Raw genomic sequence first — 13,546 nt, 5'->3', positions numbered from 1 at the left:
GCGCCCCGCGTCGGACGCTACGTTAGCGTGAGTCGTCGCCCAACGAAGGGACTGAACGCATGCACGCACTGGCGGGTCTGCCCACCGCGGACACCCTCATCAGCGCCGAACCCGTCGACTACGTCATCATCGCCCTCTACTTCGTCTTCGTCCTCGGCATCGGGGTCATGGCGAGGCGCGCGGTGTCCGACTCGATCGACTTCTTCCTCTCGGGCCGGTCGCTGCCGGCCTGGGTCACCGGCCTCGCCTTCATCTCGGCGAACCTCGGTGCCGTCGAGATCATGGGCATGTCGGCCAACGGCGCCGAGCTCGGCATCTCGACCGTGCACTACTTCTGGGTCGGCGCCATCCCCGCCATGCTGTTCCTCGGCGTCGTGATGATGCCCTTCTACTACGGCTCGAAGGTGCGCTCGGTCCCCGAGTTCATGTTCCGCCGCTTCGGTACCGGAGCCCATCTCGTCAACGCGCTCAGCTTCGCCCTCGCGCAGCTGCTCATCGCCGGCGTCAACCTCTACCTGCTCGGCTCGATCGTGCACGCGCTGCTCGGCTGGCCCCTGTGGGTGGCGCTGCTCGTCGCGGCCGCGATCGTGCTGTCCTACATCACGCTCGGCGGCCTCTCGGCCGCCATCTACAACGAGGTGCTGCAGTTCTTCGTCATCGTCGCGGCGCTGCTGCCGCTGACGCTCATCGGCCTGCACCGCGTCGGCGGCTACCAGGGCCTCAAGGACAAGATCACCGAGTTCGCCGCCTCCCCCGCCGCCGCGGCCGCCAAGGTGCCCTCCGCCGAGCAGCAGCTGAACTCCTGGCCCGGCCAGGCGCTCTCCGGCTTCGACTCGCCGTTCTGGTCGATCGTCGGCATCGTCTTCGGCCTCGGCTTCGTGCTGTCCTTCGGCTACTGGACGACGAACTTCGTCGAGGTCCAGCGCGCCATGGCGTCCAACTCGATCTCGGCAGCACGCAAGACGCCGATCATCGGGTCGTTCCCCAAGATGTTCGTGCCCTTCATCGTCATCCTGCCCGGCATGGTGGCGGCGGTGCTCGTCCCGGAGATCACCCAGCTCAAGTCCGGCGGCTCACCGCCCGGCGGAGCCTCCGGCGAAGGCGTGAAGTTCAACGACTCGCTGCTGCTGCTCATGCGTGACGTCCTGCCCAACGGCCTGCTCGGCGTCGCCATCGCCGGTCTGCTCGCAGCCTTCATGGCCGGCATGGCCGCCAACATCTCGGCGTTCAACACCGTCTTCAGCTACGACCTGTGGCAGCGCTACATCCGCAAGGACCACAGCGACGACTACTACCTGCGCATCGGCCGTCTGGCGACGGTGGCGGCGACCGTCATCGCGATCTTCACCGCGATCGTCGCGAGCTCGTTCAGCAACGTCATGGACTACCTCCAGACGCTGTTCGGCTTCTTCAACGCGCCGCTCTTCGCGACCTTCATCCTCGGCATGTTCTGGAAGCGGATGACCGCGACCGCCGGTTGGGTCGGTCTCTCGGCCGGCACCCTGTCGGCCGTGCTCGTCGCCTTCCTCAGCAAGGACGCGTTCGGGAGCCTCAGCCTCGGCGTCATCCCGCTCGGCGGCCAGGGCGCCGCGTTCGTCGCGGCCTCCGCGGCCTTCGTCGTCGACATCGTGCTGAGCGTCGTCGTCTCGCTCGTGACCGAGCCCAAGCCGGTCTCCGAGCTGCGCGGCCTCGTCTACTCCGAGACACCGCGCGAGGACCTCGTCGACCCCGAGGAGCACAAGCTCCCGTGGTTCCGGCGCACGCTCCCCCTCGCCGGCGTCTCGCTCGGCATGGTCATCGTCCTCAACTTCTTGTTCTGACAGGAGCCTCGACATGAGTGAAAAGCACGATCTCGACGCTCCCGGCACCGACGGGGAGCAGGAGGGCCGCCACACCGCGGGCGCCTTCGACATCCGCAACTTCATCGGTGCCCTGCTCGGCCTCTACGGGCTGATCCTGCTCGCCATGGGGATCTTCGGGGACCAGTCGCTCGACAAGACCGGCGGCGTCAACGCCAACCTGTATGCCGGCATAGCCCTCGTCGTCGTCAGCGCGTTCTTCATCGGGTGGGCACGGATCAAGCCGATCGTCGTCCCCGAGCACGTCGAGCCCGCCGGCGACGACCCCACCCGACCCGCACCGAAGCGGCGTTCGACGGGTCACTGACCGCGGCGCACGCACCACGCCCACGCACCACCGAGTCGCAGCCCGTCCCCCGTCGTCAGACGGTCAGGACGGGCTGCGTCGTCTCGGGCGCGGCTGGCAGACGGGGCACGAGAACGACGAGCGGTTCATGAACTGCTCGCGGCGCATGATCGTGCCGCACCGGTCGCACTGGGTGCCCGCGCGGCCGTAGGCGTGGAGCGAGCGGTCGAAGTAGCCGCTCGCACCGTTGACGTTGACGTAGAGCGCGTCGAAGCTCGTGCCGCCCTGGCCGAGCGCCTCGGCCATGACGTCGTGGGCGTGGTCAAGGATGCGGGCCAAGGTCGGCTTGGTCAGCGAGGAGCACAGCCGCTCGCCGTGCACCTGCGCGCGCCACAGGGCCTCGTCGGCGTAGATGTTGCCGATGCCCGAGACCAGCGTCTGGTCGAGCAGGGCGCGCTTGACGGCGCTGTCGCGCTGCTTCATCCGGCGCACCACCGCGGCCTGGTCGTAGGCCGGCTCGAAGGGGTCCGGCGCGATGTGGGCGACCGACTCGGGGATGCCGTCGGGCCGCAGGGGTGAGAGCGCGAGTCCCCCGAAGGTCCGCTGGTCGACGAAGCGCAGCTGGGGTCCGTCGTCGCTGAAGTCGAAGCGGGCATGGCAGTGCTTCTCGAGCGGCGCGTCGGCCGGCTCGACCAGCATCTGTCCGCTCATCCCGAGGTGCACGATGAGGGCGTCCTCGCCGTCGAGCGCGAGCCAGAGGTACTTGCCGCGGCGCGACGCCGCGGTGACCGTGACGTCGTGCAGGCGCGCGGCGAGGTCCTCGGGGCCGGCGTCGTGGCGTCGGGCCACCCGGACCCCGGTGATCCGGGCGCGGGTGACGTGACGACCCACGACGTGGTCCTCGAGGCCACGACGCACGACCTCGACCTCGGGCAGCTCCGGCACGCGCCTCAGGCCCGACTCACGCCGGGGACGAGCCCGTCGGACCGACCGGGTCGATCGGGTCCACCGGCTCGACGGGCTTCACGGTCCGCACCGGCGTGCGGCGGGCGTCGAGGGTGTGCCAGGCCTCCTTGGCGGCCTTCTGCTCAGCCTCTTTCTTGGAGCGGCCGTGACCCTCGCCGAGGACCTCCTCGCCGACGACGACGCGGGCGTGGAACTCCTTCTCGTGGTCGGGTCCCTGCTCACCGACGCGGTACTCGGGCGAGCCGAGCGCCGAACCGGCCGCCATCTCCTGCAGGCTCGTCTTCCAGTCGAGCCCGGCACCCAGCGTCGCGGCCTCCTCGATGAGGGGGTCGAAGTGGTGGTGCACGAAGCGGGCCGCGAGGTCGATGTCGGTCGACAGGAACACGGTGCCGATGAGGGCCTCGAGGGTGTCGGCCAGGATCGAGGCCTTGTCGCGACCGCCGGTCGCCTCCTCGCCCTTGCCGAGCATGACGTACTGCCCGAGGTCGAAGGTGCGGGCGACGTCGGCCAGCGCGCGCATGTTGACGACGGCCGCGCGCAGCTTGGCCAGCTGCCCCTCGGCGAGGTCGGGGTGCTCGCGGTAGAGCGAGTCGGTGACGACGAGACCCAGCACGGAGTCCCCGAGGAACTCGAGGCGCTCGTTGTTGGGGAGCCCACCGTTCTCGTAGGCGTACGAGCGATGCGTCAGGGAACGCAGGAGCAGCGGCTCGTCGATGTCCTGGCCGACCACCTCACGGAGGTGGGCGATCAGAGCATCGACGGGCCGCTGCGGCACCGCCGGAACACCCCCAGCGCCAAGGTCGCTCACGGGGCTGCTCACTGGGTGATCAGGCCTGGTGCTCGGTGCGCTCGGCCACGGCGTAGTGACGGCCCTTGTACGTGCCACACGAGGGGCACGCGATGTGCGGCTGGGTCGCCGCACCGCACTGGGGGCACGTGGTCAGCGTCGTCGGCGTTGCCTTCCAGTTCGCGCGACGCGAACGGGTGTTGGAGCGCGACATCTTCCGCTTCGGGACAGCCACGTCAGTTCCTCTTCTCTTGCGGGTCGTCGCTCAGCAGTCCACTGAGGGACGACCACCTCGGGTCGATCACTTCATGATGATGGTCGGGGTCCTCCGCGAGGTGCATCCCACACTCGGAACACAACCCCGGGCAGTCAGGCCGGCACACCGGTTGGAACGGCAGCGTCGGCACGACAGCGTCCCGGAGCACGGGCTCGAGGTCGATGAGATCACCGACCAGCTCGTGCACCTCGTCCTCGTCCGAGTCGGCTCCCACCGCGTGGTGGTGCGCCGCCCGATCGGCGTACGCGTACAGCTCCTGGAAGGTCCCCTCGACATCGAGCTCGAGAGGATCCAGGCACCGCACGCAGGCGCCGGTCGCCGTGCCACTGACCGAACCCGTCACGAGGACACCTTCGACCACGGACTCGAGCCGCACCTCGACCTCGACCGGGTCGCCGGCCGTGATCGAGATGACGTCGGTTCCGAGGTCGTCGGGCAACGTCACCGTGCGCGAGAGCTCCAGCATCGTTCCCGGTCGCCGAACGAGCTCCCTGGTGTCGAGCACCAGCGAAGAACGGGGATCAGGACGGTCCATGGCTCCTGCGCACAGTAGAGGATTCGGTCCGCGCCAAGACGGACGTGGACCGACCTCCAAGGCTACTAGAGCGGCGCCGTGCGCCCAAATCAGGTCAGACGGTCGGTGAGGGCCGCGAGGACGGGGTCGGGAACGAGGCCGCGGACGTCGCCGCCGTAGCGCACGACCTCCTTGATGAGCGAGCTCGACACGTGCGACAGCGCGGGGTCGGCGGCGAGGAACAGGGTCTCGACGCCCGTGAGGTGGTGGTTCATGTGGGCCATGGGCAGCTCGTAGGCGAAGTCGGTGCCGCCGCGCAGCCCCTTGACCATCGTCGCCGCCCCGACCTCCCGGCAGACGTCGACGACGAGCGTGCCGGCCCAAGCCCCGATGCGCACGTTCGGCAGGTGGCCGAGCGCCTGCTCGATGAGGGCGGTGCGCTCGTCGACGGCGAAGGTGCCCTGCTTGCCCGGGTTGTGCAGGATCGCGACGACGACCTCGTCGAACAGCCTGCTCGCCCGGGTCACCACGTCGACGTGACCGTTGGTGATCGGGTCGTAGGAGCCGGGACACACACAGCGGCGCGCTTCGCTCGTCACGCGCCCAACCTACCGTCCGGTGCCCGCCGCAGGCGGACGCCGCGACGTCACGCCACGACCTCGTGCGGCGGTGGCTCCGCGAACCACATCGCCGTCTCGCCGTAGCGCTTCTCCCCCGACAGCTCGAGGCCCTCGGGCCACGTGGGCTGGGGCGACCGGCTCGACCGCTCGACGACGACGAACGCCTCCGGAGCGAGCCACTGCTGCTCGACGAGGGCCGCGAGGACGGCGGCGAGGGCGTCCTCGGACACGTCGTAGGGCGGGTCGAGCAGGACGAGGTCCATGCGGGTGCCGGCGGGCGGCCCGGCGGCCAGGGCGCGCTCGACGGTGTCGGAGAGGACGCGGACGCCCGGGTGCCCGACGACGGCGACGTTGGCGCGGATGACCTTGACGGCAGCCTTGTGGGACTCGACGAGCAGCACGAGCGCGGCTCCGCGGCTCGCCGCCTCGAGGCCCAGCGCGCCGGAGCCGGCGTAGAGGTCGAGGACGTTGGTGCCCTCGAGCAGGCCGCGGTGCTCGAGGCGGCTGAAGAGCGCCTCGCGCACGCGGTCGGACGTGGGTCGCGTCGACGACCCGGGCGGGGTCTGCAGCCGCCGGCCTCCGGCGGAGCCGCTGATGATGCGGGTCATGTCATCCTCGCTCGAGCCATGCGGCCTGCTCCTCGTCGAGTCGCATCGCGACGGCCGCCGCGAGCGCCGGGTGCTCCCGCAGCCCGGGGTCACGGTCGACGAGCGCGAACGCGTCCTCGCGGGCGTCGGCGATGATCTGCTCGTCCTCGACCCGGCCGAGCCGCAGGTGGCGCACGGAGTTGCCGCGGCCGCTCTGTCGCGCGCCGAGCACGTCACCCTCGCGGCGCAGCAGCAGGTCGGCGCGGGCGAGCTCGAACCCGTCGGTCGTCGAGGCGACCTGGTCGAGGCGCTCGGCGGCCCGCTCCCCCGCCCCCTGCGTCATGAGCAGGCAGAGGCCGGGCACCGCACCACGCCCGACACGGCCGCGCAGCTGGTGCAGCTGGGAGATGCCGAAGCGGTCGGCGTCGACGACGACCATGACCGAGGCGTTGGGCACGTCGACGCCGACCTCGATGACGGTGGTCGCCACGAGAACGTCGATCTCGCCCGCGGAGAAGGCGCGCATCGTGGCGTCCTTGGCGTCGGCGTCGAGACGCCCGTGCAGCACGTCGATGCGCACGCCTTCGAGCGCCGGGGTGGCGCGCAGCGTGCTGAGCATCGCGTAGACGCCCGTCAGCTCCTTCGCGGGACCCCCGTCCCCATCGCCGCCTGCACCGTCTGCGCCGTCCTCCTCGTCGTCCCAGTGCGCGTCCCAGCCGGCGTCCTCGTCGGAGGAGTCGCGCGTGCCGCTCGCCCCTCCGACCGCGCCCCCGGACTCGTTGTCGACGTCGCCGATGCGGGGACAGACGACGTATGCCTGGTGTCCCTTGGCGACCTCCTCGGCCACCCGCTGCCAGGTGCGGTCGACCCAGCCGGTGCGGTCGGCGTCGACGACGTGGGTCGTGATGGGTGAGCGCCCGCGGGGCAGCTCGCGCAGCGTCGAGGTCTCCATGTCGCCGAACACGGTCATGGCCACCGTGCGCGGGATGGGCGTGGCCGTCATGACGAGCACGTGCGGCGGCCGGATCCCCTTCTCGCGCAGAGCATCTCGCTGCTCGACGCCGAAGCGGTGCTGCTCGTCGACGACGACGAGCGCGAGGTCGGCGAACTGGACGTGCTTCTGGATGAGGGCGTGCGTGCCGACGACGATGCCCGCTGACCCCGATGCGGCGTCGAGCAGCGATCGGCGCCGCGCCGCGGTGTTCTGGCTGCCGGTGAGCAATGCCACGTTGGTGCCGAACTCGGACCCTCCGAGCATCCCGCCCTGTGCCAGGTCGCCGAGCATCGTCGTGATCGAGCGGTGGTGCTGGGCCGCGAGGACCTCGGTGGGGGCGAGCAACGCGGCCTGCCCGCCCGCGTCGATGGCGGCCAGCATGGCCCGCAGCGCCACGACGGTCTTGCCCGAGCCGACCTCGCCCTGGAGCAGCCGGTGCATCGGGCGCTCGGACGCCAGCTCCGCGGCCAGCACCTCGCCGATCTCGCGCTGGCCCTCGGTCAGCTCGAAGGGCAGGCGGGCGTCGAAGGCGGCGAGCAGTCCGCCCGGTCGTGGGTGCCGCGGGGTGGCGAGCTCGGACTCGGCCGCCTTGCGGCGCTGGGCCAGGATCGTCTGCAGGACGAACGCCTCGTCGAACTTGAGCCGGTCGAGGCCCCGGGACGGCTGGTCGTCGACGGCGGGGCGGTGGACGAGCTCGAGCGCGACCGCACGATCGACGAGACCGCGCGCCACGCGTACGTCCTCGGGGACGGGCTCGCGGATGCGGTCGACGGTGTCGAGGGCCGTGTGGACGAGCTTGCGCAGCCGAAGCGAGTTGAGCTTGCCCGTCGTGGAGTAGACGGGCACGCGATGGGTGCGGTACCACTCCACGGCCGCCTCACCGGCCTCCTCGTCGTCGAAGAGCTCGTACTCGGGGTGGGTCAGCTGCAGGCGCCGGCCGTAGGCGCCGATCTGCCCCACGAAGAAGCCGCGCGCCCCGGGCTTGAGCTTGCCCTCGTGGCCGTAGGCGCTGAAGAAGGTGACGTCGAGCTCGTTGCCGAGGTCGTCGCCGATGACGACGGTCAGCATCTTGCCGCGGCGGTTGCGCATGGGGCGGGTCGTGGCCTTCTTGACCTCGGCCACGACGAGGACGTCCTCGCCGACGTGCAGCGACGACAGGTCGGTCAGCTGCCCGGGCCGGACGTAGCGGCGCGGCACGAACTCGAAGAGGTCGGCCACGCTGAGCAGGCCCTTGGTGCGGGCCAGCTGCTCGGCCTCGTTCTTCTTGACGAGCTTGGTCAGGGGCGAGTCCTCGGTCAGCACCGGCACGTCACTCCACCCCCAGCAGCACGGGGTAGACGGCCTGCCCACCGTCGATGAGCGACACCTCGATGCCGTGCTGCTCGCGGCGCGCCTCGTGCGCGACGGCCTCGAGCAGGCCGTCGGGCGCGTCGACGCCGGCGACGACCGTGACGAGCTCGCCTCCGCTCGCGAGGAGGCGGCGCACGACCTCGCGCGTCACGGCGAGCTGGTCGGAGCCGACGATGACGACGTCGCCGTCGACGACCCCGAGGACGTCGCCCGCCTCGCACGGCCCGCCGCTCGTCAGGGCGGCCCGGTTGGCGACGGTCACGGCGCCGTGGCGGGTGGCCGACGCGGCCGCCTGCATGGCCAGGACGTTGGCCGAGGCCGGGGCCGAGGGCTCGAAGACGGCAAGGGCCGCGATGCCCTGGACGGCCGTGCGCACGTGGACGAGGTGGGCCTCGATGCCGTCGTCGGCGACCGCGCGGACGGCGGCCGCAGCGGCGAGCAGCGTGTCGCCGTCGTTGGGCAGCACGACGACGCCCGACGCCCCGCGGGCGTGCTGCTCGCGGATCGCACCGATGAGGCCCCCCGTCGAGGCCCTGCGGCCGGGGCCGGAGCGAACCACCACGGCGCCCGCGTCCTCGAAGAGGCCCTCGAGCCCGACTCCCGCGGCGCACGCGACGATGGCAGCGCCCGAGCGTGGTGCCGGCCTCGCACCCGCGGACTGCTCGAAGCGGTCGGCGAAGGCGTGCGCGTCGGTGAGCCGGGTGATGCGGACGCGGTGCGGCCGTCCGGCCTCGATGCCGGCCTCGACCGCGGCGCCGGCGTCGTCGACGTGGGCGTGGATGTTCCACTCGCCGTCGCCCCCGACGACGAGCACCGAGTCGCCGAGCTCGACGAGACGCGCGCGCAGCGCCTCGACCGCGGTGTCGTCGGAGTCCGCCAGGAGGTACATGACCTCGAACTCCGGGATGCCCTCGGTGTCGACGGGCCCGGCGCGGCCGGCCTCGAGCGCTGCGCCGGCCGGGTCGGGTCGTCGCCGTGAGCGCCGGCCGGAGGCGTCCTCGCCGGACCGGGCCCGCTGCCCGGCGCACACCCGCTCGAGGCACTCGAGGAGCACGACGAGCCCCGCTCCCCCGGCGTCGACGACACCCGCGCGGGCGAGGACCTCGAGCTGCTCGGGCGTGCGGGCCAGGGCCTCGCGCGACGCTTCGACGGCAGCCAGTGCGACGCCATGCACCGCGACGGGCTCTTCGCCCCGGGCGGCGCCATTCGCCGCGCCGTCCGCAGCGTCGCCTGCATCGGCTGCGCGCTCGGCCGCGTCGGCCATCGCGCTCGCGACGGTGAGGATGGTCCCCTCCTTGGGGTCCGTGACGGCCTGGCGCGCGCGCAGCTCCGCACGCCGCAAACCGCCGGCGAGGACGCGCCCGTCGATGCGCTCGGCACCCGCACAGCCCTCGGCGAGGCCCCGGGCCAGCTGGCTGAGGATGACCCCGGAGTTGCCCCGCGCGGTCCAGAGGAGGTGCTTGGCGAAGACCGACAGCAGCGCGTCGGGAGTCGTCACGTCAGCAGTGGCCAGCGTGCGCTCGACGGCGCCGTCGAAGGTGAGGTAGAGGTTGGTCCCCGTGTCGCCGTCGGGCACCGGGAAGACGTTGAGGGCGTCGATCTCGGCGCGCCGCGCGGCGAAGAGCGAGCGGGTCAGCACGGCCCACCGGCGGACGGCGACGAGGTCGAGCAGGGTGAGGGGCCCGTCGGGCGACGGCGCGGCGCCGGGCATCGGACCTCCTGCTCGTCGTGCGGAGCCTGGGTCGGACCCGGCTGGACCTGTGCGGGACCCGACCTCCGGACGGGCTCCGGGCTCGCTTTCCCGGCAGGCTAGCGCCTCGTCCGGACGGTCGCATGCACCGCTCCCGTCGCGTCCGCCGTGCCACACGCTGCTCGGTCTCGGACGACGCCCCGGCCGCGATCCGTGGCGGCTACCGTGGACGCCGTGTCGAGCGAGCCCACCGCCCACCACCGCAAGACGTGGTCCATCGCGCCCGCCGGCTTCTTCGAGGCCGAGGCGGCAGGCCTGCGCTGGCTCGCGGAGCCGCAGCACCACGGCGGCGCCCGCGTCGTCGAGGTGCTCGACGTGGGGGCCGACCACATCGACCTGACGCGGCTGCAGTCCTCCAGGCCGACCACCCAGGCCGCAGAGGCCCTGGGCCGTGGACTGGCGGTCACCCACGGTGCAGGCGCGCCGGCCTTCGGCTCGCCGGCGGCCGGGTGGACCGGAGACGCGTGGATCGGCCGGCAGCCGCAGACCAACGACCCCACCGGGTCCTGGGGCCTCTTCTACGCGGAGCAGCGGGTGCGCCCGTTCGTGCGTCGCGCCCTCGACCGCGGCCACCTCGACGCTGCGGGCGCCCGCGTCGTCGACCGGGTGTGCGACCGGCTGGCGGCCGGCGACTTCGACGACGACCGACCGCCGGCCCGCATCCACGGCGACCTGTGGTCGGGCAACGTCCTCTTCACCCCCGACGGCGCCGTCCTCATCGACCCTGCCGCGCACGGCGGTCACGGCCTGACGGACCTCGCGATGCTGGCGCTCTTCGGCTGCCCGGGCCTCGGGCGCCTCGAGGGCGCCTACGCGGAGGCGGCCGGGCTGGCCGACGGGTGGCGTGACCTCATCCCCCTGCACCAGCTGCACCCGCTCGCCACCCACGCGTCGTCGCACGGCCCGGCGTATGCCGCTCCCCTCGTCGAGGCCGCCCTGGCCTTCTCGTGAGGTGGCCCGACGGGCAGCGCCCGGGCGTGCGGCCGGTGCCTCCGTCGCCGTTTTGTCGTCCGAGCAACTCGTCGGCTACGATTTACCGGTTCCCCCCGTGCACTGCGGGGTGACGCGCGCCCTGGTGTGCGTCGACCCGATCCGGTGGTGGAGCACAGCATTTCGTCGACATCGAACTTTCAGGAGATACCCGTGGCTGCCAACTGCGACGTCTGCGGCAAGGGACCGAGCTTCGGTCACAACATCTCGCACTCGCACCGCCGCACCAAGCGCCGCTGGAACCCCAACATCCAGCGCGTTCGGACGCTGGTGGACGGTGTGACGCCGAAGCGACTCAACGTCTGCACCTCCTGCCTCAAGGCGGGCAAGGTCGTTCGCTGAACGTCCCTCACCAACGTTGAAGGCCGGTCCCCGTACGGGGGCCGGCCTTCGTCGTGTCCCTGTCCCAGCTCCCGCCGAGCCGCGGACGACCAGCCAGACACCCGGCATACGTGATGGTCCCGCGAGGTCGTGCAGGTGATCGCGCAGGTGAGGTCGCCCCGACGCGCCAGCTGCGCGATCTCGCGCCCGACCTGACGCCCGATGCCCCGCCTCCGATCCCGGGGCCGGGGACCCGGGCTCACGTGGTGCGGAAGTGGTCCCACCCGGTGTGCGTGACCGCGCGTCCGGCGACGACGATCCCCGGCGCCTCGCCCTCAGCCGGCGCACGCACCGAGCCGATGCGTCGCCAGCTCCCCGGGAGCGTCCCGGCGGGGAACGTCGCCAGCAGCGAGTGCTCCTCGCCGCCGGCGAGCACGCAGTCCAGCGCCGCCTCGGCCCCGACGGCTCCGGCGAGGGCGTCGACGTCGCCCGCGAGCTCTCGCGGGTCGAGATCGATCACGACGCCGCTGGCCCGCGCGATGCGGCCACCGTCGCGCAGCAGGCCGTCGCTGATGTCGAGCATCGCGGTGGCGCCGGCGGCGGCAGCCTCCGGGCCTGCCTCGAGCGGAGGCTGCGGACGGCGCTGGTGCTCCACCGCCTCCGGCAGCCGGTCGACCGCGTCCGCCTGGAGCAGGCGCAGGCCCGCGTCGGCGAGACCGAGCGACCCGCGCACGGCGAGGACGTCGCCGGGTCGCGCGCCCGAGCGGAGCACCGGCTCGCCGTCCAGGCGGCCGAGCGCCGTGACCGAGACCATGACGACCCCGGCCGGCGCCGACGACAGGTCGCCGCCGAGCACCGCCACACCGGCGGCGGCGCAGGCCTCCGCGAGGCCGTGCGCGTGGTCGAGCACCCACTCGAGGGAGAGCTCCGGGTCGGCGACGAGGGTGACGAGGACACCCGTGGGGCGACCGCCCATCGCGGCCACGTCGGCGAGGTTCTGGGCCACGACCTTGTGCCCGATGTCGGCGCCTGACGACCACGCGTCGAGCCAGTCGCGCCCGAGGACGACCGTGTCCGTCGTGGCGACGACGTGCCCGGGAGTGCGCAGCACGGCGGCGTCGTCACCGGGAGCGACGACGAGGTCCTCGCCCAGCGGGAAGACGGGCAGGATGCGGGCGAGCAGCTCCTCCTCGTCGAGCGAGCGCAGCGGCGTGCCGCCCGTCATCATCGGCCCTCGCTCGAGCCGCTGGACGTTCGGCACGGATCACACACCCTTTCGGTGGACGGCCGTCAGCGGGCCCGGTTTCCAGGGGACGTGGAGCCCCATGGCAAGGTAGCGTCAGGGCACGGTCGCAGTCACACTGAGGCCTGCCGTTCCGACCGGTCGTGCCCCGGCACCATGCCCACGCGCGACCGACCAACGATCGACACACAGTGAGGTGACACGTGGTCCAGGCCTACATCCTGATTCAGACCGAAGTCGGCAAGGCCGCGAGCGTGGCGGAGCAGATCGCCGGCATCTCGGGCGTGACCCTCGCCGAGGACGTGACGGGTCCCTACGACGTCATCGCCCGCGTGGAGGCCTCGAACGTCGACGACCTCGGTCGTCTCGTCATCGCCAAGCTCCAGGACGTCCCCGGCATCACCCGGACCCTGACCTGCACGGTCGTCCACGTCTGAGGCCAGCCCCCTGACCGGACGCCCGTACCTCACGACGGCGGCGCTCATCGGCGCCGCCGTCGTGCTGTCCGCGTGCAGCCGCGCACCCGAGGTGGCCCTGGCCCCCCAGGCGTCCGCGCCGGTGTGCACGTCGGCCCCCTGGCCCAGTGAGGTCAGCGGTCACGCGCGCGTCGCCACGCAGCCCGACGACAGCTCGGTCGCGGCGTGGGGCGACCCCGCGATCATCGCCCGCTGCGGCCTCGACCCGCTCGGCCCCACGACGCAGGACTGCGTCACCGTCGACGGCGTCGACTGGGTCGTGCGGCCGCTCTCCGACGGCTCGGCGGCCACGACGTACGGTCGCGACCCGGCGATCGAGGTGCTCGCGCCCGGGTCCTACGGCGCGGTTCCGCTGCTGCTGCCGGCCTTCACCGCGGTCGCGCGGACCCTGCCCGAGAACGGCCGGCACTGCGTCGGCTGACCCGGGCACACGGCATACGACCGCGGGCGTATGCCGTGCCCTTCCCTGTCACGCCGCGTGACCTTCGAGCCGGGCGGGCGCTCAGGCGCCCACCGTGCGTCGTGG

15 protein-coding genes are annotated in these 13,546 nt (G+C 72.4%); 6 read left to right on the top strand and 9 right to left on the bottom strand.

Annotated features, from left to right (window positions below; all coding sequences use genetic code 11):
• The first annotated feature begins 59 nt into the window (after positions 1-59).
• Both IEY30_RS00195 and IEY30_RS00190 read left to right on the top strand, forming a co-directional pair.
• Positions 60-1,820, top strand: a complete 1,761-nt coding sequence (locus IEY30_RS00195) for a sodium:solute symporter family protein (RefSeq protein WP_030146686.1) — start codon at positions 60-62, stop codon at positions 1,818-1,820.
• Positions 1,821-1,833: 13 nt separating this feature from the next.
• Positions 1,834-2,166: a hypothetical protein gene (locus IEY30_RS00190; protein WP_030146687.1), complete on the top strand. Its 333-nt coding sequence runs from the start codon at positions 1,834-1,836 to the stop codon at positions 2,164-2,166.
• Positions 2,167-2,229: 63 nt separating this feature from the next.
• Here the strand turns inward: IEY30_RS00190 and mutM are convergent, their stop codons facing one another.
• The 8 genes from mutM to fakA all read right to left on the bottom strand — a co-directional run bounded on the left by mutM (position 2,230) and on the right by fakA (position 9,951).
• The gene (gene mutM / locus IEY30_RS00185) at positions 2,230-3,090 is read right to left on the bottom strand and encodes a bifunctional DNA-formamidopyrimidine glycosylase/DNA-(apurinic or apyrimidinic site) lyase (RefSeq protein ID WP_030146688.1); all 861 of its coding nucleotides are present in this window, start codon (positions 3,088-3,090) and stop codon (positions 2,230-2,232) included.
• A gap of 16 nt (positions 3,091-3,106) precedes the next feature.
• Complete coding sequence (rnc, locus tag IEY30_RS00180; protein WP_030146689.1) at positions 3,107-3,886, bottom strand: ribonuclease III; 780 nt, start codon at positions 3,884-3,886, stop codon at positions 3,107-3,109.
• Between the two features lie 52 nt (positions 3,887-3,938).
• Positions 3,939-4,133: a 50S ribosomal protein L32 gene (gene rpmF, locus IEY30_RS00175; protein ID WP_030146690.1), complete on the bottom strand. Its 195-nt coding sequence runs from the start codon at positions 4,131-4,133 to the stop codon at positions 3,939-3,941.
• A 1-nt stretch (position 4,134) separates the two neighbouring features.
• A complete protein-coding gene (locus tag IEY30_RS00170) occupies positions 4,135-4,710 on the bottom strand; it encodes a YceD family protein (RefSeq protein WP_030146691.1) in 576 nt (191 codons plus the stop codon).
• 89 nt (positions 4,711-4,799) lie between these two features.
• Complete coding sequence (gene coaD / locus IEY30_RS00165; protein ID WP_030146692.1) at positions 4,800-5,288, bottom strand: pantetheine-phosphate adenylyltransferase; 489 nt, start codon at positions 5,286-5,288, stop codon at positions 4,800-4,802.
• Between the two features lie 47 nt (positions 5,289-5,335).
• Positions 5,336-5,917 (bottom strand): 16S rRNA (guanine(966)-N(2))-methyltransferase RsmD, encoded by a 582-nt coding sequence (gene rsmD, locus IEY30_RS00160; protein WP_030146693.1) that lies wholly within the window; start codon positions 5,915-5,917, stop codon positions 5,336-5,338.
• 1 nt (position 5,918) lies between these two features.
• Positions 5,919-8,198 carry an ATP-dependent DNA helicase RecG gene (locus IEY30_RS00155; RefSeq protein WP_030146694.1) on the bottom strand — a complete coding sequence of 760 codons (2,280 nt, stop codon included), beginning with the start codon at positions 8,196-8,198 and terminating at the stop codon, positions 5,919-5,921.
• 1 nt (position 8,199) lies between these two features.
• Positions 8,200-9,951 (bottom strand): DAK2 domain-containing protein, encoded by a 1,752-nt coding sequence (fakA, locus tag IEY30_RS00150; RefSeq protein WP_030146695.1) that lies wholly within the window; start codon positions 9,949-9,951, stop codon positions 8,200-8,202.
• 213 nt (positions 9,952-10,164) lie between these two features.
• Between fakA and IEY30_RS00145 the strand changes: the two genes are divergently transcribed.
• Together IEY30_RS00145 and rpmB are read left to right on the top strand one after the other, a co-directional pair.
• The gene (locus IEY30_RS00145; RefSeq protein WP_030146696.1) at positions 10,165-10,941 is read left to right on the top strand and encodes a fructosamine kinase family protein; all 777 of its coding nucleotides are present in this window, start codon (positions 10,165-10,167) and stop codon (positions 10,939-10,941) included.
• Between the two features lie 192 nt (positions 10,942-11,133).
• The gene (gene rpmB / locus IEY30_RS00140) at positions 11,134-11,322 is read left to right on the top strand and encodes a 50S ribosomal protein L28 (RefSeq protein WP_020142801.1); all 189 of its coding nucleotides are present in this window, start codon (positions 11,134-11,136) and stop codon (positions 11,320-11,322) included.
• A gap of 238 nt (positions 11,323-11,560) precedes the next feature.
• Here the strand turns inward: rpmB and thiL are convergent, their stop codons facing one another.
• The gene (gene thiL / locus IEY30_RS00135) at positions 11,561-12,529 is read right to left on the bottom strand and encodes a thiamine-phosphate kinase (protein WP_030146697.1); all 969 of its coding nucleotides are present in this window, start codon (positions 12,527-12,529) and stop codon (positions 11,561-11,563) included.
• Between the two features lie 218 nt (positions 12,530-12,747).
• Here thiL and IEY30_RS00130 point away from each other — a divergent pair, with 218 nt between their 5' ends.
• Together IEY30_RS00130 and IEY30_RS00125 are read left to right on the top strand one after the other, a co-directional pair.
• Positions 12,748-12,981 carry an Lrp/AsnC family transcriptional regulator gene (locus IEY30_RS00130; protein ID WP_030146698.1) on the top strand — a complete coding sequence of 78 codons (234 nt, stop codon included), beginning with the start codon at positions 12,748-12,750 and terminating at the stop codon, positions 12,979-12,981.
• Between the two features lie 121 nt (positions 12,982-13,102).
• Positions 13,103-13,441, top strand: coding sequence for a DUF3515 family protein (locus IEY30_RS00125; protein WP_229674766.1), 339 nt, complete (start codon positions 13,103-13,105; stop codon positions 13,439-13,441).
• Positions 13,442-13,546 lie beyond the last annotated feature (105 nt).

The organism is Terrabacter tumescens, assembly GCF_014646815.1.
Lineage (GTDB): Bacteria > Actinomycetota > Actinomycetes > Actinomycetales > Dermatophilaceae > Terrabacter > Terrabacter tumescens.
The sequence above is the reverse complement of the archived record's forward strand: the minus strand, read 5'-3'. Positions and strand labels throughout refer to the sequence as shown.

Excerpts from the sequence above, each read along its gene's own strand:
- IEY30_RS00195 (WP_030146686.1), top strand. The coding sequence starts at position 60 with ATGCACGCACTGGCGGGTCTGCCCACCGCGGACACCCTCATCAGCGCC.
- fakA (WP_030146695.1), bottom strand. The coding sequence starts at position 9,951 with ATGCCCGGCGCCGCGCCGTCGCCCGACGGGCCCCTCACCCTGCTCGAC.
- rsmD (WP_030146693.1), bottom strand. The coding sequence starts at position 5,917 with ATGACCCGCATCATCAGCGGCTCCGCCGGAGGCCGGCGGCTGCAGACC.
- IEY30_RS00190 (WP_030146687.1), top strand. The coding sequence starts at position 1,834 with ATGAGTGAAAAGCACGATCTCGACGCTCCCGGCACCGACGGGGAGCAG.
- thiL (WP_030146697.1), bottom strand. The coding sequence starts at position 12,529 with ATGATGACGGGCGGCACGCCGCTGCGCTCGCTCGACGAGGAGGAGCTG.
- IEY30_RS00170 (WP_030146691.1), bottom strand. The coding sequence starts at position 4,710 with ATGGACCGTCCTGATCCCCGTTCTTCGCTGGTGCTCGACACCAGGGAG.